This window comes from Cellulomonas cellasea (assembly GCF_030372105.1).
GTDB lineage: Bacteria > Actinomycetota > Actinomycetes > Actinomycetales > Cellulomonadaceae > Cellulomonas_A > Cellulomonas_A cellasea_A.
Map to the genome: position 1 here is coordinate 75,370 of NZ_JAUDBQ010000005.1, position 19,000 is coordinate 94,369.

22 protein-coding genes, 1 tRNA gene, 1 pseudogene and 2 riboswitches are annotated in these 19,000 nt (G+C 73.2%); of the genes and pseudogenes, 16 read left to right on the plus strand and 8 right to left on the minus strand.

Annotated elements, in window-relative coordinates:
• The first annotated feature begins 33 nt into the window (after window positions 1-33).
• Window positions 34-1,104 (plus strand): alcohol dehydrogenase catalytic domain-containing protein, encoded by a 1,071-nt coding sequence (locus tag QUV83_RS06435; RefSeq protein ID WP_289563504.1) that lies wholly within the window; start codon window positions 34-36, stop codon window positions 1,102-1,104.
• Between the two features lie 25 nt (window positions 1,105-1,129).
• Window positions 1,130-1,576, plus strand: coding sequence for an NUDIX hydrolase (locus tag QUV83_RS06440; protein WP_289563372.1), 447 nt, complete (start codon window positions 1,130-1,132; stop codon window positions 1,574-1,576).
• 35 nt (window positions 1,577-1,611) lie between these two features.
• Here the strand turns inward: QUV83_RS06440 and QUV83_RS06445 are convergent, their stop codons facing one another.
• Window positions 1,612-2,163, minus strand: coding sequence for a hypothetical protein (locus QUV83_RS06445; protein ID WP_289563373.1), 552 nt, complete (start codon window positions 2,161-2,163; stop codon window positions 1,612-1,614).
• 194 nt (window positions 2,164-2,357) lie between these two features.
• Between QUV83_RS06445 and purS the strand changes: the two genes are divergently transcribed.
• From purS to QUV83_RS06460, 3 genes are read left to right on the plus strand one after another with little or no spacing between them, the layout of a single operon-like run.
• Window positions 2,358-2,645, plus strand: a complete 288-nt coding sequence (gene purS / locus QUV83_RS06450) for a phosphoribosylformylglycinamidine synthase subunit PurS (protein ID WP_066586585.1) — start codon at window positions 2,358-2,360, stop codon at window positions 2,643-2,645.
• On the plus strand, window positions 2,645-3,340 hold the full coding sequence (gene purQ, locus QUV83_RS06455; protein WP_289563374.1) for a phosphoribosylformylglycinamidine synthase subunit PurQ: 696 nt from the start codon (window positions 2,645-2,647) through the stop codon (window positions 3,338-3,340). Before purS ends, purQ begins: the two co-directional genes overlap by 1 nt.
• The gene (locus QUV83_RS06460; RefSeq protein WP_289563375.1) at window positions 3,340-4,383 is read left to right on the plus strand and encodes a GNAT family N-acetyltransferase; all 1,044 of its coding nucleotides are present in this window, start codon (window positions 3,340-3,342) and stop codon (window positions 4,381-4,383) included. The genes purQ and QUV83_RS06460 overlap by 1 nt, the downstream gene beginning before the upstream one ends.
• Before the next feature lie 22 nt (window positions 4,384-4,405).
• Here the strand turns inward: QUV83_RS06460 and QUV83_RS06465 are convergent, their stop codons facing one another.
• Complete coding sequence (locus QUV83_RS06465; RefSeq protein ID WP_289563376.1) at window positions 4,406-5,458, minus strand: LLM class flavin-dependent oxidoreductase; 1,053 nt, start codon at window positions 5,456-5,458, stop codon at window positions 4,406-4,408.
• Window positions 5,459-5,980: 522 nt separating this feature from the next.
• Here QUV83_RS06465 and QUV83_RS06470 point away from each other — a divergent pair.
• From QUV83_RS06470 to QUV83_RS06495, 6 genes are all read left to right on the plus strand, one after another.
• Window positions 5,981-7,162, plus strand: a complete 1,182-nt coding sequence (locus QUV83_RS06470; protein WP_289563377.1) for an LLM class flavin-dependent oxidoreductase — start codon at window positions 5,981-5,983, stop codon at window positions 7,160-7,162.
• 32 nt (window positions 7,163-7,194) lie between these two features.
• Entirely contained in the window at window positions 7,195-8,586 is a 1,392-nt protein-coding gene (locus QUV83_RS06475) for an NtaA/DmoA family FMN-dependent monooxygenase (RefSeq protein WP_289563378.1), read from the plus strand.
• A gap of 61 nt (window positions 8,587-8,647) precedes the next feature.
• Window positions 8,648-9,469, plus strand: a complete 822-nt coding sequence (locus QUV83_RS06480; protein WP_289563379.1) for a DUF1684 domain-containing protein — start codon at window positions 8,648-8,650, stop codon at window positions 9,467-9,469.
• A 68-nt stretch (window positions 9,470-9,537) separates the two neighbouring features.
• Window positions 9,538-9,918, plus strand: a complete 381-nt coding sequence (locus tag QUV83_RS06485) for a hypothetical protein (RefSeq protein WP_289563380.1) — start codon at window positions 9,538-9,540, stop codon at window positions 9,916-9,918.
• The gene (locus QUV83_RS06490) at window positions 9,915-10,997 is read left to right on the plus strand and encodes a PEP/pyruvate-binding domain-containing protein (RefSeq protein WP_289563381.1); all 1,083 of its coding nucleotides are present in this window, start codon (window positions 9,915-9,917) and stop codon (window positions 10,995-10,997) included. Before QUV83_RS06485 ends, QUV83_RS06490 begins: the two co-directional genes overlap by 4 nt.
• The gene (locus QUV83_RS06495; RefSeq protein WP_289563382.1) at window positions 10,990-11,589 is read left to right on the plus strand and encodes a hypothetical protein; all 600 of its coding nucleotides are present in this window, start codon (window positions 10,990-10,992) and stop codon (window positions 11,587-11,589) included. Before QUV83_RS06490 ends, QUV83_RS06495 begins: the two co-directional genes overlap by 8 nt.
• Before the next feature lie 59 nt (window positions 11,590-11,648).
• Here the strand turns inward: QUV83_RS06495 and QUV83_RS06500 are convergent.
• A tRNA-Met gene (locus tag QUV83_RS06500) sits at window positions 11,649-11,722 on the minus strand.
• Window positions 11,723-11,925: 203 nt separating this feature from the next.
• On the opposite strand from QUV83_RS06500, the gene QUV83_RS06505 reads away from it, so the two are divergent.
• Complete coding sequence (locus QUV83_RS06505) at window positions 11,926-12,516, plus strand: LLM class flavin-dependent oxidoreductase (RefSeq protein WP_289563383.1); 591 nt, start codon at window positions 11,926-11,928, stop codon at window positions 12,514-12,516.
• On the opposite strand, the gene QUV83_RS06510 is transcribed toward QUV83_RS06505, so the two are convergent.
• From QUV83_RS06510 to QUV83_RS06520, 3 genes and pseudogenes are all read right to left on the minus strand, one after another.
• Window positions 12,500-13,789, minus strand: a complete 1,290-nt coding sequence (locus QUV83_RS06510) for an O-succinylhomoserine sulfhydrylase (protein ID WP_289563384.1) — start codon at window positions 13,787-13,789, stop codon at window positions 12,500-12,502. The genes QUV83_RS06505 and QUV83_RS06510 overlap by 17 nt on opposite strands.
• Entirely contained in the window at window positions 13,786-14,214 is a 429-nt protein-coding gene (locus QUV83_RS06515) for a rhodanese-like domain-containing protein (protein ID WP_289563505.1), read from the minus strand. Before QUV83_RS06515 ends, QUV83_RS06510 begins: the two co-directional genes overlap by 4 nt.
• A gap of 29 nt (window positions 14,215-14,243) precedes the next feature.
• Window positions 14,244-14,447 (minus strand): annotated as a pseudogene (locus QUV83_RS06520) (DUF1737 domain-containing protein); the annotation flags it as partial.
• A 4-nt stretch (window positions 14,448-14,451) separates the two neighbouring features.
• A riboswitch (SAM riboswitch) is annotated at window positions 14,452-14,554 on the minus strand.
• A gap of 119 nt (window positions 14,555-14,673) precedes the next feature.
• Window positions 14,674-14,788, plus strand: a riboswitch (SAM riboswitch).
• Window positions 14,789-14,828: 40 nt separating this feature from the next.
• Here QUV83_RS06520 and QUV83_RS06525 point away from each other — a divergent pair.
• Window positions 14,829-16,238, plus strand: coding sequence for an aminotransferase class V-fold PLP-dependent enzyme (locus QUV83_RS06525; protein WP_289563385.1), 1,410 nt, complete (start codon window positions 14,829-14,831; stop codon window positions 16,236-16,238).
• An 18-nt stretch (window positions 16,239-16,256) separates the two neighbouring features.
• Here QUV83_RS06525 and QUV83_RS06530 read toward each other — a convergent pair whose 3' ends face one another.
• On the minus strand, window positions 16,257-16,562 hold the full coding sequence (locus tag QUV83_RS06530) for a hypothetical protein (RefSeq protein ID WP_289563386.1): 306 nt from the start codon (window positions 16,560-16,562) through the stop codon (window positions 16,257-16,259).
• Between the two features lie 115 nt (window positions 16,563-16,677).
• Here QUV83_RS06530 and QUV83_RS06535 point away from each other — a divergent pair, with 115 nt between their 5' ends.
• The gene (locus QUV83_RS06535; RefSeq protein WP_289563387.1) at window positions 16,678-17,079 is read left to right on the plus strand and encodes a VOC family protein; all 402 of its coding nucleotides are present in this window, start codon (window positions 16,678-16,680) and stop codon (window positions 17,077-17,079) included.
• Window positions 17,080-17,095: 16 nt separating this feature from the next.
• Here QUV83_RS06535 and QUV83_RS06540 read toward each other — a convergent pair whose 3' ends face one another.
• On the minus strand, window positions 17,096-17,746 hold the full coding sequence (locus QUV83_RS06540) for a pentapeptide repeat-containing protein (RefSeq protein WP_289563388.1): 651 nt from the start codon (window positions 17,744-17,746) through the stop codon (window positions 17,096-17,098).
• A 178-nt stretch (window positions 17,747-17,924) separates the two neighbouring features.
• Between QUV83_RS06540 and QUV83_RS06545 the strand changes: the two genes are divergently transcribed.
• Both QUV83_RS06545 and QUV83_RS06550 read left to right on the plus strand, forming a co-directional pair.
• Complete coding sequence (locus tag QUV83_RS06545; protein WP_289563389.1) at window positions 17,925-18,371, plus strand: mobile mystery protein A; 447 nt, start codon at window positions 17,925-17,927, stop codon at window positions 18,369-18,371.
• Complete coding sequence (locus QUV83_RS06550; protein WP_289563390.1) at window positions 18,368-18,982, plus strand: mobile mystery protein B; 615 nt, start codon at window positions 18,368-18,370, stop codon at window positions 18,980-18,982. The genes QUV83_RS06545 and QUV83_RS06550 overlap by 4 nt, the downstream gene beginning before the upstream one ends.
• The last annotated feature ends 18 nt before the right edge of the window (window positions 18,983-19,000 follow it).

A 19,000-nucleotide genomic window follows, 5' to 3' on the forward strand; every position in this document is an offset into this window, starting at 1 on the left:
CCCGATGTGCCGGATGTCGCAGCGGGCGAGCCGATGCGCGCCGTGGTCGTCACCGCGCACGGGGCGCCCGCCGAGGTGCGCGACGTGCCACGCCCCGTATGCCCGCCGCACGGCGTCATCGTGCGTGTCGCCGCCACCGGCGTGTGCCGCAGCGACTGGCACGCCTGGCAGGGCCACGACCCCGACGTCACGCTGCCGTTCATCCCCGGCCACGAGTTGGCCGGGACCGTCGTCGAGGCCGGGCCGGACGTCGACGAGTGGACCCCCGGCGACGTGGTGACCGTGCCGTTCGTGTGCGCCTGCGGCGAGTGCGACGCCTGCCTGGCGGGCGAGCACCAGGTGTGCGAGCGACAGGCCCAGCCGGGCTTCACGCAGGACGGATCCTTCGCGCAGTACGTCGCGCTGGACCACGCCGACGTCAACCTGGTCCGGCTGCCGCCCGGCCTGTCGCCCGTCACGGCGGCGGCGCTCGGCTGCCGGTTCGCCACCGCCTACCGTGCGGTCACCGTGCACGGGCGGGTCCGGCGCGGGCAGTGGGTGGCCGTGCACGGCTGCGGTGGCGTGGGCCTGTCAGCCGTGATGATCGCCGTGGCGGCGGGCGCCCGGGTGGTGGCCGTGGACGTGTCGCCCGAGGCACGCGCGGCGGCGGCCCAGTTGGGCGCGGAGGTGACGATCGGGCCTGACGACGCCAGCCCCGTCAGCCAATCCGATGCCGACGCCAGCGCAGATGCCGTCGCCGACGCGGTGCGGACCGTCACCGGCGGCGGCGCCCACGTGTCCCTCGACGCCCTCGGCTCCGCGCAGACGGCCCGCGCGTCGGTCATGGGCCTGCGGCGCCGCGGACGGCACGTGCAGGTGGGTCTGCTGCTCGACGGACCGACCCCGCTGCCCATGGGCCGCGTCGTCGCGTGGGAGCTCGAGCTCTACGGCAGCCACGGCATGGCCGCCCACGAGTACGCGGCGATGCTGGCGCGGATCGTCGCCGGTGAGCTCGACCTGGACCGCCTGGTGGGCACGGTCATCCGACTCGACGACGTGCCGGCCGCGCTCGCCGCGATGAGCGGCCCGCCTGCGCATGCGGGCATGACCGTCGCGGTGCCCTGAGGCAGCCGAGGTAGCGTCGTCCGACGTGACCGAGACGCGCACGCTGAACGACCCGAGCCTGCTGGACCACCCGACCCTCATCGTCGCCGCCGTCTGCTTCCAGGACGCCGACGGCCGCATCCTCACCGTCCGCAAGCGCGGCACCTCGCATTTCATGCTGCCCGGCAAGCTCGAGCCCGGTGAGGCGCCCGACGAGGCCGCCCGGCGCGAGATCCACGAGGAGATCGGCATCCGCCTCGACCCGGCAGACCTGACCCTGCTCGGCACCTGGCGCACCGATGCCGCCAACGAGCCCGACACCGACCTGGTCGGCACCGTCTACGTCGCCCCGCTGCGCGACGAGCCGGCCGCCGCCGCCGAGATCGCCGAGCTGCGCTGGGTGCGGATCGTGGACGGCGACGCCGACGACGGCAGCCCGTTGGCGCCGCTGCTGCGCGAGCGCGTGGTCCCCGCCCTGGCCTCGCTCGCCTGAAGGAGGCGTCGGGCGCTGGCCTGCGCGGCGCGGGGTCAGTGGCCGGGCGCTGTGACGCAGCCACCGTCGGCGATCTGCCCGGTCGCGTCCACCTCGGCGCCCCCGTCGCTCGCCGAGCCGACGAGGCAGCCACCGGGCACGGAGATGATCACCGTGACCACTGTGAGGTCGTCGATGTGCTTCTCGTCCGCGAAGATCTGCCGCTCCTCGAAGCCCGCGTCCTCCAGGGACCGGGTCACCGTCACCGTCCCCAGGTCGGCGGCGGGGACCCCGGCGAGCGCCTCCTGCGCCACCTGTCGACGGGGCTCGAGGCTGTCCCGCTGCTCGTCCGTGAGGGCGCGCCGCTGGCGGTAGGCGTCGTTCTGCCGCATTGCCGCGTCGACGTCGTACGGCACGCAGTCCGTGGGCGTCGGCTCGCCCTCGATCACCGGGCAGATGCCCGTGAGTGTGGGCGTCGGCCCCGCCATGTCACGCCCCGCCGCGCCTGATGTCGCGAGGCCCGCGCACCCGCCCAGCATGAGCACGGCGAGGGCGGCCGCCGCGGAGGTGGCGGGGATGCGAGGGGCGGACCACTGCAGGGGCCTCATCTCCCTGATGATGCGCGGTCGTGGGCCGCGGGGCACGCGCTCGCGCCGTACCGAGACGCAGTCGTGACCCCGGCCCGCTCGCGGCGGGCTGCCGTCGGTGGAATCTGCCCGAGCCCCGGACACTGGGCCGACCTCGTGGGATGACTCGGTACCCTGGGACCGCCCCCTCCGCCGCGAAAACAGGAGCCACCACCGTGGGACGAGTCGTCGTCGATGTGATGCCGAAGCCCGAGATCCTCGACCCGCAGGGCAAGGCCGTCGCCGGCGCGCTGCCGCGCCTGGGATTCGGCCAGTTCACCTCTGTCCGCCAGGGCAAGCGGTTCGAGCTCGAGGTCGACGGGCCGGTGACCCCGGAGGTCCTGGCCGCCGCCGCGGAGGCCGCCGCCACCGTGTTGTCGAACCCGGTCATCGAGGATGTCGTGCGCGTCGCGGACAGCGAGGCCGACGCCGCCGGGACCATCGCCAGCGAGGGCCTCGCCTGATGGCGCGCATCGGGGTCGTCACATTCCCCGGCACGCTCGACGACCGGGACGCCGCGCGGGCGGTCCGGCTCGCGGGGGCCGAGCCCGTCGCGCTGTGGCATGCCGAGCGTGACCTGCAGGGCGTCGACGCCGTGGTGCTGCCCGGCGGCTTCTCCTACGGCGACTACCTGCGCGCGGGCGCCATCAGCCGGTTCGCGCCGGTGATGGACTCGATCGTGGACGGCGCGAACCGCGGCCTGCCCGTGCTGGGCATCTGCAACGGCTTCCAGATCCTCACCGAGGCGCACCTGCTGCCCGGGTCGATGATCAAGAACGACCACCTGCACTTCATCTGCCGCGAGCAGACGCTCAGCGTGGAGAACGCCGACACGGCGTGGACGCGCGAGTACACGGCGGGGGAGCGCATCACCATCCCGCTGAAGAACCAGGACGGCCAGTACGTCGCCGACGAGGCGACGCTCGACGAGCTCGAGGGCGAGGGCCGCGTGGTGTTCCGCTACGACGGCTGGAACCCGAACGGCTCGCGTCGCGGCATCGCGGGCATCTCCAACGCGGCGGGCAACGTGGTGGGCCTCATGCCGCACCCCGAGCACGCCGTCGAGGCGGGCTTCGGCCCGGATGGCGCGAACGGCCCCCGCACGGGCACGGACGGCCTGCGGTTCTTCACGTCGGTGCTGCACTCGCTCGTCGGCTGATGGCGACGGACGGCCGCACCGCACATCTGTCCGCCGCCACCCTGGCCGAGCCGGGCTCCACGCCCGGCCACACGGTGGAGCTCGTGTCGTGGGACGACCCGGCTGCCGCCGCGCTGCGCACCGCCCAGCAGGCCGAGCTGCGCGACCGCTACGGGGACGACGACGCCGGCCACGACATGACGGGCGACGACATCACCGCCATGGTGCTGTTGCGCGCCGACGGCCAGCCCGTCGCCTGCGGCGCGATCCGCGACGTCGCAGCCGCGCACGGCCGGGGCGTCGGCGAGGTCAAGCGCATGTTCGTGCTGCCCGAGCACCGCGGCCGGGGCTATTCGACCCTCGTGCTGGAGGAGTTGGAGCGGTTGGCCCGCGAGCAGGGCTGGCGCCGGCTGATCCTGGAGACCGGCGTGCTGCAGCCCGAGGCCATCGGCCTGTACCTGCGCGCCGGGTACGTCTCGATGGAGAACTTCGGCGAGTACGCCGACGTGCTCGACTCCCGGTGCTTCATGAAGAGTCTGCGCGCCCCCGCCCGTGAGCCCTCGACCCGGACTCCCGGGGCGGTGTCCGTGGAGCGCGTCGCCTGGGATGACGCGGTGGCGCGTGACCTGCGCAAGCACATGTGGGCCGACAGCCTGCGGCGCTACCCCGAGATCTTCGACGCGATCGAGCTCGAGGGCGGCGTCGACCTCGACGACCAGCGCCAGGGCGTCGGCATCCTCGCGACGATCATCGCGCGCCTCGACGGCAGGCCCGTCGGGTGCGCCACGCTGCGCGCTGCCCGCGAGGGCTACCCCGCGGGGTCGGGCGAGGTGAAGAAGGTGTTCGTCGACGAGGCGACCCGCGGCGCCGGGGTGGCCCGCGCGCTGCTCGCCGCACTCGAGGACGACGCCCGACGCCACGGGCTGACGAGCCTGGTGCTGCAGACCGGCACCCGGCAGCCCGAGGCCGTCGGCCTGTACACCTCGCTCGGCTACCGGCCGATCCCGCCCTTCGGCGCCTACGGCGACGACCTCTACTCGCTGTACTTCGGCAAGCCCGTCTGACCCGGCGGGGTCTGGCTCTGGGCTAGGACGTCGCCTTGTCCTCCCCGGCCAGGGCCTCGCGGACCAGCGGCGCGACGACAGTGCCGTACAGCTCGATGGCGCGCATCGTGTGCTCATGCGGCAGGGCGCCCTGGGAGACCTTGAGGTCGAACCGGTCGAGCCCGAGGGTCTGCGCTGAGCGGACGATCTTCGCGGCGACGGTGGTGGGGGAGCCGGCGTAGAGCGCGCCGTCGGGGCCGGCGGCGGCCTCGAACGCCTCCCGGGTGGGCGGCGGCCAACCGCGCTCGCGTCCGATGCGGCCCACGTAGACCCGGTAGTGCGGCCAGAGCTGCTCGAGGGCCTCCTCGTCCGTGTCGGCGATGTGCCCGGGGGAGTGCTGGCCCACCAGGCCAGGCCCGGTGCCGAGCTGGGCGAGGGCCCGGTGGTAGAGCTCCACGAACGGCCGGAACCGGACGGGCTCGCCGCCGATGATCGCCAGCATGAGCGGCAGCCCGTGGCGGGCCGCGCGGATCACGGACTCGGGGCTGCCGCCCACGCCCACCCAGGTGCGCAGCCGCCGCCCGTGCTCGATGGGCGGGTAGACGTGCTGGTCGGTGAGCGCCGAGCGGGTGTTCCCGGACCAGGTGACCGGGCCGCCGTCCAGCAGCCGCGCGAACAGGTCGAGCTTCTCCTCGAACAGCTCCTCGTACTGCGATAGGTCCAGCCCGAACAGCGGGAACGACTCTGTGAAGGAGCCTCGGCCCACCGTCACCTCGGCGCGTCCGCTGGAGACGGCGTCGAGGGTGGAGAAGCGCTCGAAGACCCGCACCGGGTCGTCGGAGGACAGCACGGTGACCGCCGAGCCGAGCAGGATGCGCTCGGTGCGCCCGGCGATGGCCGCGAGCACCACCTCCGGCGCGGAGATCGCGAAGTCGTCGCGGTGGTGCTCGCCCACGCCGATGGCGTCCAGCCCGGACTGCTCCGCGAGCACGCCCTGCTCCACGACGTTGCGCAGCACCTGCGCCTGGCTGAGCAGTGTGCCGTCGGGCCCCTGCGTGACGTCCCCGAACGTGTCGATGCCGAGCTCGATGGCCATTGCCGCCTCCTGGTGGTCGTGTGCAGGGGGAACGGCCCGGGGCCGTCGCCTGTTCCTGAGGTGTCTCGTATCCCGGATGCACCCTTCCCCGTGGGTATGTCCCGTCCGTACCGTGTGCGTGCCCATCCAGAGCGACTGAGAGACCTGGCTCGCCGACGTCGCAGCAACCCCGGCCGCATCCCGCGCGGCGAGGGTGCTCCCGCCAGGACCGATGGAGGTCCACCGTGCGCAACCCGAGCAGCGTCCACAGCTGTCGTTGTTGTCCAGCCTGACGCCAGGCCGCCCGCAGCGCGCGGGCACATGACCCTCCGCTGACCCCGCGGTCAGCTCACCGCGCGTCTCGCGCTCACCTGCGACCGGCCCGTTCGGGGGCACGCCGCCCACAGCCCTCCGTCCGCCGTGGCCCATTCGGTCCGCGTCGGTCGGCATGGCGGGGCTGTGGCCAGGACGTCGCCCGATGCACGATCCCGCACCCTCCATCCGCGCCGGCCCCGTCGGCGCACCCGTCAACAAGGGGTACCCATGTCCGAGTCCCGTCCGTTCCACCTCGCCGTCGAGCTCGACGGCGCCGGCCGTCACCCCGCCGCTTGGCGGCTGCCCGATGCCGATGCCGCGGGCCTGCTGACCGCCGCCCACTGGGCCGAGCTGGTCCGCACGGCGGAGCGCGCCGGCGCCGTGTTCGTGGTGCTGGCTGACTCGGTGACGCCGCCCAGCTCGGCTGCGGACGTCGTGCAGGCCCGGCTGGACGCGACGGGGGTGGCGGCACTGCTCGGCCCGCTGACCTCGCGCATCGGCATCGTGCCCGTGGTCCCGGTGACCTACTCGGAGCCGTTCCACGTGGCCAAGGCGGTGGCCACCGTGGACCTGGTGAGCCAGGGCCGCGCCGGGTGGCAGGTGGACGTCGCGGCCCCCGCCGGGACGGGCGCCGGTGACGTGCAGGCCGCGCAGTTCCACGGCCGCTCGGCTGCCCGGGCGGCGGCGCAGTGGACCGAGGCGGCCGACGTCATCGAGGTGGTCCGCCGGTTGTGGGACTCGTGGGAGGACGACGCGATCGTGCTCGACGCGGCGACGGACAGGTACATCGACCGTGACCGCGTCCACGACGTCGCGTTCACCGGCACGACCTTCTCGGTGGCCGGCGCCTCGATCACCCCGCGCTCGCCGCAGGGGCAGCCGCTGGTCGTGGTGCGCGGCGACGTGCCCTACGCGCTGGGCGTCGCCGTGGCCGGCGCCGACGTGATCCGCATCGCGGCCCAGGACGTGAAGGAGGCGGGCGCCCTGGTCGCGCAGGTGCGGGCCGCCGTCGCGGGCTCGGGGCGGCCTGCCCGATCGGTCAAGGTGCTGCTCGACGTCGAGACGCTGCTCGGGCGTGACGAGGTCGCGGCGCGCGAGCGGCTCGTCGAGCTCGACCACCTGGCCGGGCGGCCGTATGAGCCCAGTGGCCTGCATGTGGTCGCGGGGGCGGACCGCGCCGCCGACGCGCTGGCGGATGTCGTGGACCTCACCGGCGTCGACGGGTTGGTGCTGCAGCCGCTCGCCCACGCGGGCGACCTCGCGGTGCTCGCGGAGGAGGTGTCGCCCCGGCTGCGCGAGCAGGGCCGGCTCGTCGACCTCCCCGCGAAGGCCGGGCCCGAGGCTCCGCGCACGTTGCGTGACGCGTTCGGCCTGGACCGGCCCCTGAGCCGCTACACGCTGGCCCGCTGAGCACCGCCCACCCTCGACCCGAAGGACTTCCGATGCCTAAGCAGATCCACCTCGCCGCGCACTTCCCCGGCGTCAACCACCACACCGTGTGGACGGACCCGTCTCACCGCCCCGAGACCCAGACCGCGTTCGCGTCCTTCGAGCACCTGGCCCGGACGGCCGAGCGCGGCAAGCTCGACTTCCTGTTCCTCGCCGAGGGCCTGCGGCTGCGCGAGCAGCGCGGGCAGCTCGTGGACCACGATGTGGTGGGCCGCCCCGACACGTACACGGTGCTCGCGGCGCTGGCCGGCGTCACGACGCACCTGGGCCTGGCGGGGACCATCAACGCCACGTTCAACGAGCCGTATGAGCTGGCCCGCCAGTTCGCCACCCTCGACCACCTGTCCGCGGGGCGGGCGGCGTGGAACGTGGTGACGTCGTCGGACGCGTTCCACGGCGCGAACTTCCGACGCGGCGGCTACCTCGACCACGCCGACCGCTACGAGCGGGCGCGTGAGGTCGTCGAGGCGGCGCGCGCGCTGTGGGACGCCTGGGCGCCCGATGCCCTGGCGGCCGACCCGGCCTCCGGTGTCTACGCCCGCGACCGCTCCATCGGCCTGGTCCGCACGGGCGGCCGCCTGGTCGATATCGAGGCGCGCCCCACCCTGCCCCGCTCCCCGCAGGGCCACCCGGTGATCCTGCAGGCTGGAGACTCCGACCTGGGCCGCGAGCTCGCCGCGCAGGTCGCTGACGCGGTGTTCTCCCGCCACGGCAGCCTCGAGGACGGCCAGGCGTTCTACGCCGACGTGAAGGGCCGCCTGGCGCGGTACGGCCGCAGCCCGGATGACCTCAAGATCCTGCCCGGCGCCTCCTTCGTGCTCGGCGACACCCCCGCCGAGGCCGAGGAGCGCCTCCGGGAGATCCAGCACCAGCAGGTGCGACCGGCGGTGGCCCGCGCGTTCGTCGAGCAGCTCTGGAACCGCGACCTGTCCGACTACGACGTGGACGGCCCGCTGCCGGAGATCGACCCGCTCGTCGAGGCTCCGTCGATCACCCAGGGCCGGGCGTCCTTCTTCAAGGACCCCCTCGCCATCGCCGCGACGTGGCGGGCGCTCTCCGAGGAGAAGGGCCTGAGCATCCGCGAGATGGTCATCGAGGTCGTCGGGCGGCAGTCGTTCGTCGGCACCCCGCAGCACGTCGCGGACGAGATCGACAGGTACGTGCAGTCCGACGCGTCCGACGGCTTCATCCTCGTCCCGCACCTGACGCCGCACGGCCTCGACGAGTTCGTGGACCGCGTGGTGCCCCTGCTGCAGGAGCGCGGCTCATTCCGCACCGAGTACACGGGGACCACGCTCCGCGACCACCTGGGCCTGCCCGCCGCGGAGCGCTTCGGCAGCACCCTCGACGACGTGGACGCGCCCGACGAGGCGCTGACCGCCTGACCGTCATCCCCACCACCTGAGCATCACGACAGACCCGAGCATCACGACTGAGAGGCCTGACATGACCGCCACCGACATCTCCACCGACCTCGACCGCGCGGCCTTCGCCGCCGAGTGGGAGGCTTGGCACGCCGCCCGCGAGGAGTACTTCCGCGCCCCGCACGGCTGGGTCGCCATCACGGCCCTGCACTGGCTCGCCGCCGACGCTGTGACGTTGGACGGCGTCCCCGGCCGCTGGTCCAGCGTCGACGGAACGGTCCGCATCGAGGCCGCCGCGTCGGACGGCATCACGCTGCCCGACGGGTCGACGGCGGACGGCGCCGCCGAGCTGGCCCCCGTCGAGGGCGCCCCCGGGCTCGCCGTCCGGGCCGGTGACCTGCTGCTCGAGGTCGCTCGCCGCACCGGCCACGACATCGTCCGCGTGCACGACCCGAAGGCCAAGCAGCTCACCGAGTTCGCTGGCATCCCCACGTTCGCGCCCGATCCGGCCTGGGCGGTCCAGGCCCGGCTCGACCGCTACGACGCGGCCCAGACCATCACCACCGGCGCCGTGGTGGACGGCCTGGAGCACCACCACACAGCCATCGGCACTGTGGCGTTCACGCTGGGCGGCATCGACCAGTCGCTCATCGTGTTCGACGGCAACCACGGCGCCAGCATCCTGTTCCGCGACGCGACCAGCGGCGTCACCACCTACCCGGGCGCCCGCACCCTCGCCCTCGGCCCCGTCGCCGAGGACGGCACGCTCACCCTCGACTTCAACCGGGCGGCCAACCTGCCGTGCGGGCTCACGCAGTTCGCCACCTGCCCGGTGGCGCCTGCGGAGAACACCCTGACGGTGGCCGTCGAGGCGGGGGAGAAGTGGGTCGCCGGCCGGCGCTGACCCTGCGGCCCGCCCCGCGCATCAACAACTTGTTGACAACGGTGTGTTGATTGTCGGAGGGTGGGCGCGTGCCCACTGACGATCACACCCAGGCCGCATCGGCCGACCAGAGCCGCGCCGTCCTCCACGCCGCCGGGGCCACGGGCCTGCCGCCGCGCCCGTGGCAGCACCCGGGGCAGCCGCTCGCCGACCTCGAGCTCGTCAGGCACGCCGCGTGGCTGGCCAGGAACCCGGAGGTGGAGGCCGAGGTCCTGTCGGCGGGCCTGCGCCTGCTCGAGTCAGCGCGGGCGGAACTGGACCAGATCGAGGCTGGCCTGCTGTTCGCTGCCCGCGCCCGTGGCATGACCTGGCCTGAGCTCTCTGAGGCGCTCGGCCTCCGGTCGCCGCAGGCCGCACAGCAACGGTTCGGCCGCATCACCGACCGCGTCGTCGGTGGCCGAGCCACGTGAGCGGCATCGTCCCCCTGGCGGAGTCCGGCGAGCGGTGCGGCCGCAAGGCCGCCACCCTCGGGCGGCTCATGCGAGAGGGCTTCGCGGTCCCTCGGGGATTCGTGGTCGCGAACCCCGGGGACAGCCGCTGGCGACGAGGTCTGGGGCAGGCGCTAGCGGGGCTGAGGCCGGGCCCGTACGCCGTCCGCTCCTCCGGTCTCGGCGAGGACGGCCTCACCGCCTCGTTCGCCGGCCAGTTCCACACGACGCTCAACGTCCCGGCGGCGGGCGTCGCCGACGCGATCCTGTGGTCTGCCGCCTCCGGGTCCACCGTCGCGGCCAGGGCGTACGCGTCGCGGCTCGGGCAGGCGGTCGCGGACGTGGCGCCGGTGCTGGTCCAGCAGATGGTCCAGCCCGACGTGGCGGGTGTGCTGTTCACACGCCACCCGGTGACCGGCGCCGACCAGGTGGTGATCGAGGCGGTGGACGGCCTCGGCGATCGGCTCGTGAACGGCGAGGTGACGCCCGGCCGCTGGATCGTCGGGGAGCACGGCATCGTCGAGGCTCCCCGCTCAGGCGCGCTGCTCACGGAGCAGCAGGTGGGGGACTTGGTCAGGCTCGGGTGGCAGATCGAGGCGCGCCTCGGCGCACCCCAGGACATCGAGTGGGCAATCGAGAGGACGCAGGTCTGGGTGCTCCAGTCACGTCCGATCACCCCCAGCGGCGGCTCCCGCGCGGATGACGAACGACCGGTCGCCGACCCGATCCTGTCCGGGATCGCGGCCAGCCCAGGCCTGGCGACAGGCCGGGTGTCGGTCGTGCGCGGACTCGACGACTTCGCCGAGTTCCGCGAGGGCGACGTGCTGGTCTGCCGCGCGACCTCACCCGCCTGGACTCCCGTCCTGGCACGCGCCGCAGCCGTCGTCACCGAGACCGGCGGTCTGCTCTCCCACGCAGCCATCGTGGCCCGAGAGTTCGGCGTCCCGGCCGTGGTGTCGGCCGACGACGCCACCGCCCTGCTGGCTGGACACGCCACGGTCCTCGTCGACGGGAACCACGGAACCGTCGCCCAGCCCTTTGAGAGGCCGACCTGTGACTGATCGCCCAGACCCGCTCCTGCAGGTCCTCCACACCGTCCGCACCCTCGGTTACGCCGACGTGCCCCGCATCGCCGCCCGCGCGGGCCTGCCCGAGGACTCGACGGCCGAGCACCTCGCCGACCTCCAGGCCGAGGGCGCCGTCACCCGATCGGCCTTCGCAGGCGATTCCGGCTGGTCGCTGACCGAGGCGGGCAAGGCCCACGGCGAGCACCTGCTGGCCCAGGAACTCGACGCCCGTGGCGCCCGCTCCGCCGTCGAGGCCTGCTACCGCGACTTCCTGCCCCTCAACGACGTCGTCGCACGGGCCTGCTCCGACTGGCAGCTCGCCGAGCTCGGCATCGGCGGCAAGCCGGTGTCTCTCGAGGAGACAGTCGCGGAACTACGTCGGGCCGCCGACGCCTGGGAATCTATCGAGGCCCGCCTGGTCCGCGAGGCCGACCGGTTCGCCGGATACTCCGACAGGTTCTCCAGCGCACTCGCGCACGCGGAGCACGACCCACGCTGGATCACCGGGACCGACCTCGACTCCGCGCACCGCGTCTGGTTCGAGCTGCACGAGGACCTCATAGCGACCCTCGGCCTCACGCGCTGACGCGCATCGGGTGAACGGCGAAGGCCCCCAGGAATCCCTGGGGGCCTTCGACTTCTGAGTAGCGGGGACAGGATTTGAACCTGCGACCTCTGGGTTATGAGCCCAGCGAGCTACCGAGCTGCTCCACCCCGCGTTGGTGAGATCAATCTACGTCATGTTCCGGGCGCCCCGGTCCACGGAGGCGTCTGGCGGATGTCGGCGTGACATCTGCCGTGTTGTGGGTAGGATCGCCGCGTGTCCCTGCGGAAGTGTTGTCGCTGAGTTGACGACCTCGCGCGCCTGAGCGGCCCCCGGCCCCGGCAGCGCACCCGCAAGACGCCCCTTGAGGATCAGCTCGTGACGACGCTCACGCTCTCCCGTCCCCTGCACAACTCGCCCGCGACCTCCCGTGTCGCGTCAGCCGTCGCGGCGCCCGCCCCGATGCCGCTCACCGGCCTGGGCCAGTCCCCGTTCGCGGTGGTCGGCGCGCTGCCCGCGGGCCCCGATGGCCGGCCGCCGGTGGTCTTCCGCGGCGACACCGGCTCCGACGCGACGCTCCTGCTCGCCGCCGCGCGGGCCGATGTGGTGCGCGTGGGCTTCTCCTCCGACGCCCCCGACCGTGCCGCGATGGCCGCGTTGGTCGCGGAGGTCGAGGAGGAGGTCGCGGCTGTCGGCCGCCGCCGCGCCGACGTGACGGTGCTGCTGGATGTGGAGGTCGTGGTCGTCGCCGACGAGGCCGCCGCGCAGCGCAAGTCCCAGCAGCTCGCGTGCTTGGACGCGATGGCGGGCGTGGCCTGGCCGGTCGCCGCCACCCGTGTGGTGGCGACGGCCGACCAAGCTCCCGTGGTCGCGGCCCGCTTGGCGCAGGAGGTCGGCGCGGACGGCGCCTACGTCATCCCGCTGGCGGGCTCCGCCGATCTGCTGGCGGCCGTCAGCCGAGTTGGCTGAGGGCCTGCGACAGGTCGTCGATGAGGTCCAGCGGGTCCTCGAGCCCGACGGACAGCCGCACGGTGGACTCCGCGATGCCGACCTTGGCGCGGCCGGCGGGGCCGAGCTTGCGGTGTGTGGTCGTCGCGGGGTGCGTGACCAGGGACTTCGCGTCGCCGAGGTTGTTGGAGATGTCGACGATGCGCAGCGCGTCGAGCACCCCGAAGGTGAGCTTCTTGGCGACGTCGGGCGTGGCGCCCTCCGGCACGGCGAGGTCCAGGGTGACGACGGTGCCGCCGCCCGTTTGCTGTCGGAGCGCGAGCTCGTGCTGCGGGTGGGACGGCAGGAACGGGTAGCGCACCTGCGCGATGCCGGGATGCTGCTCGAGCCAGGTCGCGAGCTGGAGGGCTGAGGCGGCCTGGTGGCGCACCCGCAGCGACATCGTCTCCAGGCCCTTGAGCAGCACCCACGCGTTGAACGGGCTCAGCGACGGCCCGGTGTTGCGGATGAGCGTCTGCACAGGCCCGTGGATGTACTCCTCCGAGCCGAGGATCGCGCCGCCGAGCACGCGGCCCTGCCCGTCGATGTGCTTCGTCGCGGAGTACACGACCACGTCGGCGCCCAGGTCGAGGGGCCGCGAGAACACCGGGGTGGCGAACACGTTGTCCACCACGACCGTCGCCCCGGCGGCGTGTGCCAGCCGCGAGACGGCGGCGATGTCGACGAGGTCCTGCATGGGGTTGGACGGCGTCTCGAAGAACACCACGTCGGCGGGGGTGGACAGCGCGTCCTCCCACTGGGACAGCACGTGGCCGTCCACGTAGTCGGTGCGCACGCCCCAGCGCGCGAACAGGTCGTCGAAGATCGTCACGGTGTTGCCGAACAGGGCGCGCGCGGCGACGATCCGCGAGCCCGAGCTGACGAGCGCGGCCAGCGACGTGAACACGGCGGACATGCCTGACGCGGTGGCGTACGCCGCCTCGGCGCCGTCGATCAGGCGCAGCCGCTCCTCGAACGTGGAGACGGTGGGGTTGCCGTACCGGGAGTACAGGAACCGGTCGGACTCCCCGGCGAAGGCCGCCTCGGCGTCGGCGGCACGCTCGTACACGTAGCCCTGCGTGAGGTACAGCGCCTCGGACGTCTCGTTGAACTGCGAGCGCACGAGCCCGCCGCGCACGGCAAGCGTGTCGGGCCGCAGGGTGTCACGGGCGACGGAGCGGTCGTCCCAGTCGGCGGGCCCGGGGACGCGTCGGCCATCCGCGCCGTGCCGGTCGGCCGGCGTGGCGGCGCTCATGGCTGCCGCCACGGCAGGCCGGCGGCGCGCCAGCCTTCGAACCCGCGGTGCCCGTGCTCGTCGACGCCGCCCTCGAACCCCTCGGTGATGTTGAACGCCGGGCCGAACCCGGCCTCGGTCGCGGCGGCTGCGGCGTTGCGCGACCGCGCGCCCGAGCGGCAGAGGAACACCACGGGGCGGCCGTCGCCGGGCTGGAGCCCTGTGCGAGCCAGGTCGGCGACGAAGTCGGCGTTGATCTGCCCGGACGGGTAGCGGGACCACTCGATGAACGCCACGCCCTGGCCGAGGGTGCTCACGTCGGGCACGCCCACGAAGCGCCACTCGGCATCGGTGCGGACGTCGACCAGCACCGCGTGCTCGTCGTCGGCCAGCAGGTCCCAGGCCTCGCGGGGGGTCAGGTCCCCGGCGTACTGGTCGGCGCTCATACGAGCCTCGTCTCGGGCTGCTGCGGCTGCGGGAGCACGACAGCCTGCGCGACGATGACGCGCTCGCCGTCGAAGGTCGCGGCGGGGGAGCCGTGCAGCACGTACCCCTCGGCCAGGGCCGCGCTGACCCGCTCGCAGAACGTGCGGTCGTCGGGGCCGCTCAGCAGCCGGTAGCGGAGCCGCTCGGGCGTGCCGTCCTCGGGCGCGCTCGGGGCGGGAACAGGTGTCGTCATGTCGCCTCCATCGGTCCTGGCGGTAGCACCCTCGACCGGCACCGGGGGGTGCGCGCGGGTTGCTGCGGCGTCATCGAGCCAGATCTCTCGGCCGCTCTGGATGGTCCTGCGAGAGTACGCCGCACCGGCGGAAGATTCCAAGCACCGGACATCAGGCTCACCATGCGAGACGCGACGGCTTCCTGATGGCCGCCGTCAGCCCTGCCGTGCTTATCTTTGAACTCAAGGTCATGAGTGCCAGCGCACAGCCCCGGCTTGCTGGCCGGCAACCCTCCTCCGCGGTGGGGTGCCCCGGGTGACGACCAGGTCGTGCGCATGTCCGCGCACGGCAAGCGCGGGGGCTGGCTTGATCGCTCCCCCCACAGCTGTTGGAGGAGTGCCATGAAGTCCCTGACCACCGAGTCCGCCTCGTGTGTCGACGAGGCCATCGCGTCGGAGCACCTCCCGCTGCTCCCCGTCGTCGGAGCCTCAACCCAGGTCCCGCTCGTGGACGGCACCTCGCGCATCTACGCCAACCTGGACTACGCCGCGAGCGCCCCCGCACTGGAGGCCGTCGCGGCACGCGTCACCGAGGTGCTGCCGCTGTACGCCTCCGTGCACCGCGGCGCCGGGTACCTCTCCCAGGTGTCGACGGCCCTGTACGAGGCGTCGCGGCAGGCGGTGGGCCGGTTCGTCGGGGCCCGCGAGGACGACGTCACGATCATCACGCGCAACACCACCGACTCGCTCAACCTGCTGGCGGGGGTCGTCCCCGCAGCCGCCGACGGCGCCCCCGGCCGGGTGCTCGTGCTCGACTCGGAGCACCACGCCAACCTGCTGCCGTGGGCGCATGGCCCCGGCCGCGAGGCGACGGTGGTGGGCATCGCCGGGACAGTCGCCGGCACGCTCGACGTGCTCGCCACAGAGCTCGCGGCCCGTCCGTACGCCCTGGTGGCGGTCACCGGCGCGTCGAACGTCACCGGTGAGGCGCTGCCGCTGGAGGACGTGGTGCGGATCGCGCACGCCGCCGGGGCCCGGGTGGCCGTGGACGGCGCCCAACTCATCCCGCACCGCCGGTTCTCCCTCGCGGACACCGGGGTCGACTACGTCGCGTTCTCCGGCCACAAGGCGTACGCGCCGTTCGGCGCCGGGGTCCTCGTCGGGCGGCGCGACTGGCTGGACAGTGGCACTCCGTACCTCGCAGGGGGAGGCGCGGTGCGCGACGTCCGGCCAGATCGCACGCTCTGGCAGCCGGCGCCCGCCCGGCATGAGGCAGGCTCGCCGAACGTCATCGGCGCCGTCGCCCTCGCCGAGGCGTGCGACGCGCTCGCCGCCCTGCCCGACGGCGCGCTCGCGGCCCATGAGGAGGTGCTGCGCGCACGGCTCGTCGAGGGCCTCGAAGCGCTCGACGGCGTGGAGGTGGTGCGCATCTGGCCCGACTCCCACGACCCCGTCGGCGTGGTGACCTTCACCGTCGCCGGGCACGACCCCGGCCTGGTCGCGGCGTACCTGGCGGCGGAGTACGGCATCGGCGTCCGGGACGGGCGGTTCTGCGCGCACCCGCTGCTCTCGCGGCTCGGCGCGTCATCGGGCGCCATCCGCGCGTCGGTGGGCGTCGGGACGCCGGGGGAGGCGGTGGACCGGCTCATCGCCGGGCTGGCGGCTTACCTCGCGGCCGGGCCCCGCGCCCGGTACGAGGTGGTCGACGGCTGCTGGACGGTGGTCGACGACACCCGCCCGCTGCTGGCCGTGCACGGCCTCGACTCCCTCACCGCCACCGCCGCACAGGCCTGCGGGCCAGCGATCGACTGACGGCTCCCGCCCGGGGGCCTAGAACAGCCCGCCCTTGAGGGTGATCGACGCGATCAGGCCCGCAGTGCCCAGGACCAGGCCGCCGAGCGCTTGCTTCCGGCCGACGGGCGCATACCCGAACTGCGTCATCTGCCCGGCCCGCTGCAGGCCGAGCCCGGAGACGATCAGCGCCGCGATCGAGACCAGCAGCACCGGGTTCACCACGACGCTCACGGCGCCCAGCAGCAGCCCCGCGCGGGCCCTCGGGTTGCGCAGCACAGGTGGCGCGTACAGCGGTGAGACAGGGGATCCGGGCTGGTCCGGCTCGTGGGACGACTGCGTCATCAGACTGCTCCCTGCATAGGTGCGGAGCGCCGAGCGTAACCCGCCGGAACTAGGCGCCTGACCTGGTCGCCTGTCCCTCTATCGTCACGCCCGCAGGACGGCTAGTGTCCCGAGAATGACGGACAAAACGGACATCGACGTCGTCGTCCAGGTCGCTCAGCGGGTCGTCAATCTCAGGCGCGCCGTGCACTTCTACCAGCGACTCCTCGGCCAGCCCGCCGACGTGGTCTTCGACCCGTCCGGGCTCGCCCTGTTCGTGCTCGACCGGCTCCGCACCCGCCTGCTCCTCGACCGCGAGGCGGCGAGCTCCCTCGTCTACCTGCGCGTCGACGACGTGTGCCGAAGAGTCGAGGAGCTCCGCGCCGACGGGGTCGTCGTCGAGGGGGAGCCGTCAATCGTCTGCCAGAACGCCGACCCCGTGCTCGGCAAGGAGCGCCGCCACGAGTGGCGGGCGTTCGTGCGGGACACTGAGGGCAACACCGTCGGCCTCGTCAGCGCCGCGGCGGCGGGAGCCTGACGGGGCCATCCGCCAGCTACGCGACGACGATGCGGAGCTGGGCGGCCATCGCCGGCGCCAGCTCCATGAGCTGCTCCTGGCTGATCGTCGCCCCGGCCAGCCCTTCGAGGCCCTGAAGCCCGGAGAGGTCCGCCCCGCGCAAGTCCACCTGCGCCAACGTCGCGCGGGTGAGGTCCAGTCGCCCGATGCGGCACCCGTCGAAGGCCATCCGCGTGACCTTCGCCCCGCCCAAGTCGAGCTCGCCGATGACGCACCCGTCGAACCGCACATCCGTCAGCGCCGCGTCCCGCAGGTTCAAGTAGTCGATCTTGCCGCCGCGCACCAGCACACGCGTGAACGTCGAGGCGTACGCGGTCACCGCGCCGAGCCGGCAGTCCCGCAACTCGACGTCCCGCCAGATCGTGGTCGGCGCGTCGAGGCTCCCGGCGTGCACCTCCGTGAGCGTGCTGTCCGCGACCTGCCCGTGGCCCAGGCTCACGCCGTCGAGGCGGCATCCGGTCAACGCGCAGTCCATGAACCGCGAGTGGCGCGCGTCCTGGCCGGTGAGGTCCAGCCCGTCGAACGCGAGCGCCTCGTAGTCGCCCTCCTCCTCGAGCTGGCCATCGAACGGGGTCAGCGCGGGCAGGGAGAAGCGGGGCGCGGCGAGGGTCTGGGGGCGGCGACTCATGCCTTGAGCCTGCCATCTGGCTGGCTGAGGAGCGGGCGTCGCACCAGGCACCTCCTGAGGGAGAAGCGGTGAGGGGTCGGCATCGACGGGAGTAACCGACAAACTGGAAGCCACTTTCGTGGTTACAGTCGACGAATGTGGTGTGCATCTGTAAGTTAAAGGCGTGGATCGTCAAATGATGCGTTCTCGCCTCGACCGTCGCCTCGCTTGCTGGCGCGACCTTCCGCGGGATGCCTCAGTGCGCCCGCACGGGGGGTGGGTGCAGGCGATCCGCACAGCGCTGGGGATGAGCCGGAGCGATCTGGCCCGTCGGATGGGCGTCGCTCCCAGCACCCTCGTGGGCATCGAGGAGAACGAAGTCCGGGGGACGGTCCGCATGGACACCCTGGCGCGTGCAGCGGAAGCGCTCGATTGCGACCTCGTGTACGCCCTGGTCCCGCGGCGCTCGCTCGATGACACCGTGAACGCGCGCGCGGAGCAGGTCGCTCGACGTGAGCTCGCGCCGATCGTGAACACGATGCGCCTGGAAGCGCAAGGACTCGAAGGGGAGGACGCGCGCGACGCGCTCCGAGCGCTGGCGCGGGCGAAGGCGAGCCGCGCAGACCTGTGGCGCGATCCGCGATGAGTCTCACCGACGACGAGCCTGACGGTGCGACTCCGCTGACGGACGACGAGCGCAACGGGCTACGTCGGGAGTGGCTGTGGATCGCGACCCGTGCGGATCGCGACCTGGCAGAGCAGACCTCCATCATCGAAGGGCTCGCGCCCCTCAGGCGTCGGCACCCAGCCGCCGAGACGATCCTGACCGCTGACTACGTCCGCGCGCTGCACCAGCGGATGTTTGGCCAGGTGTGGAAGTGGGCCGGGCTGTACCGCCAGTCAGAGCGTAATATCGGCATCGATCCGCACCAGATCGCCATCGCCATCTCTGACCTCGTGGCCGACGCGGCGTGGTGGTTCGGTCCTCAGGTCACCTGGATCACGCCCGACGCTGCGCTGTGTCGAATCCATCACCGCCTCGTGGCGATCCACCCGTTCCCCAATGGCAATGGTCGCCACGCTCGTGAGTACGCGAACCTCCTGGCGGCAGCGGTGGGCCGGCCAGTATTCACCTGGGGCTCCGGTGCGGCACTGACTAACACCGGTCCCGACAGGCGCGCCTACATCGCTGCGCTGCGGGCGGTGGATCGCGATCCCGAGGCGCTGGGTCCGCTGGTCGAGTTCGCGCGCTCCTGACCGACAGGACGGCACCTG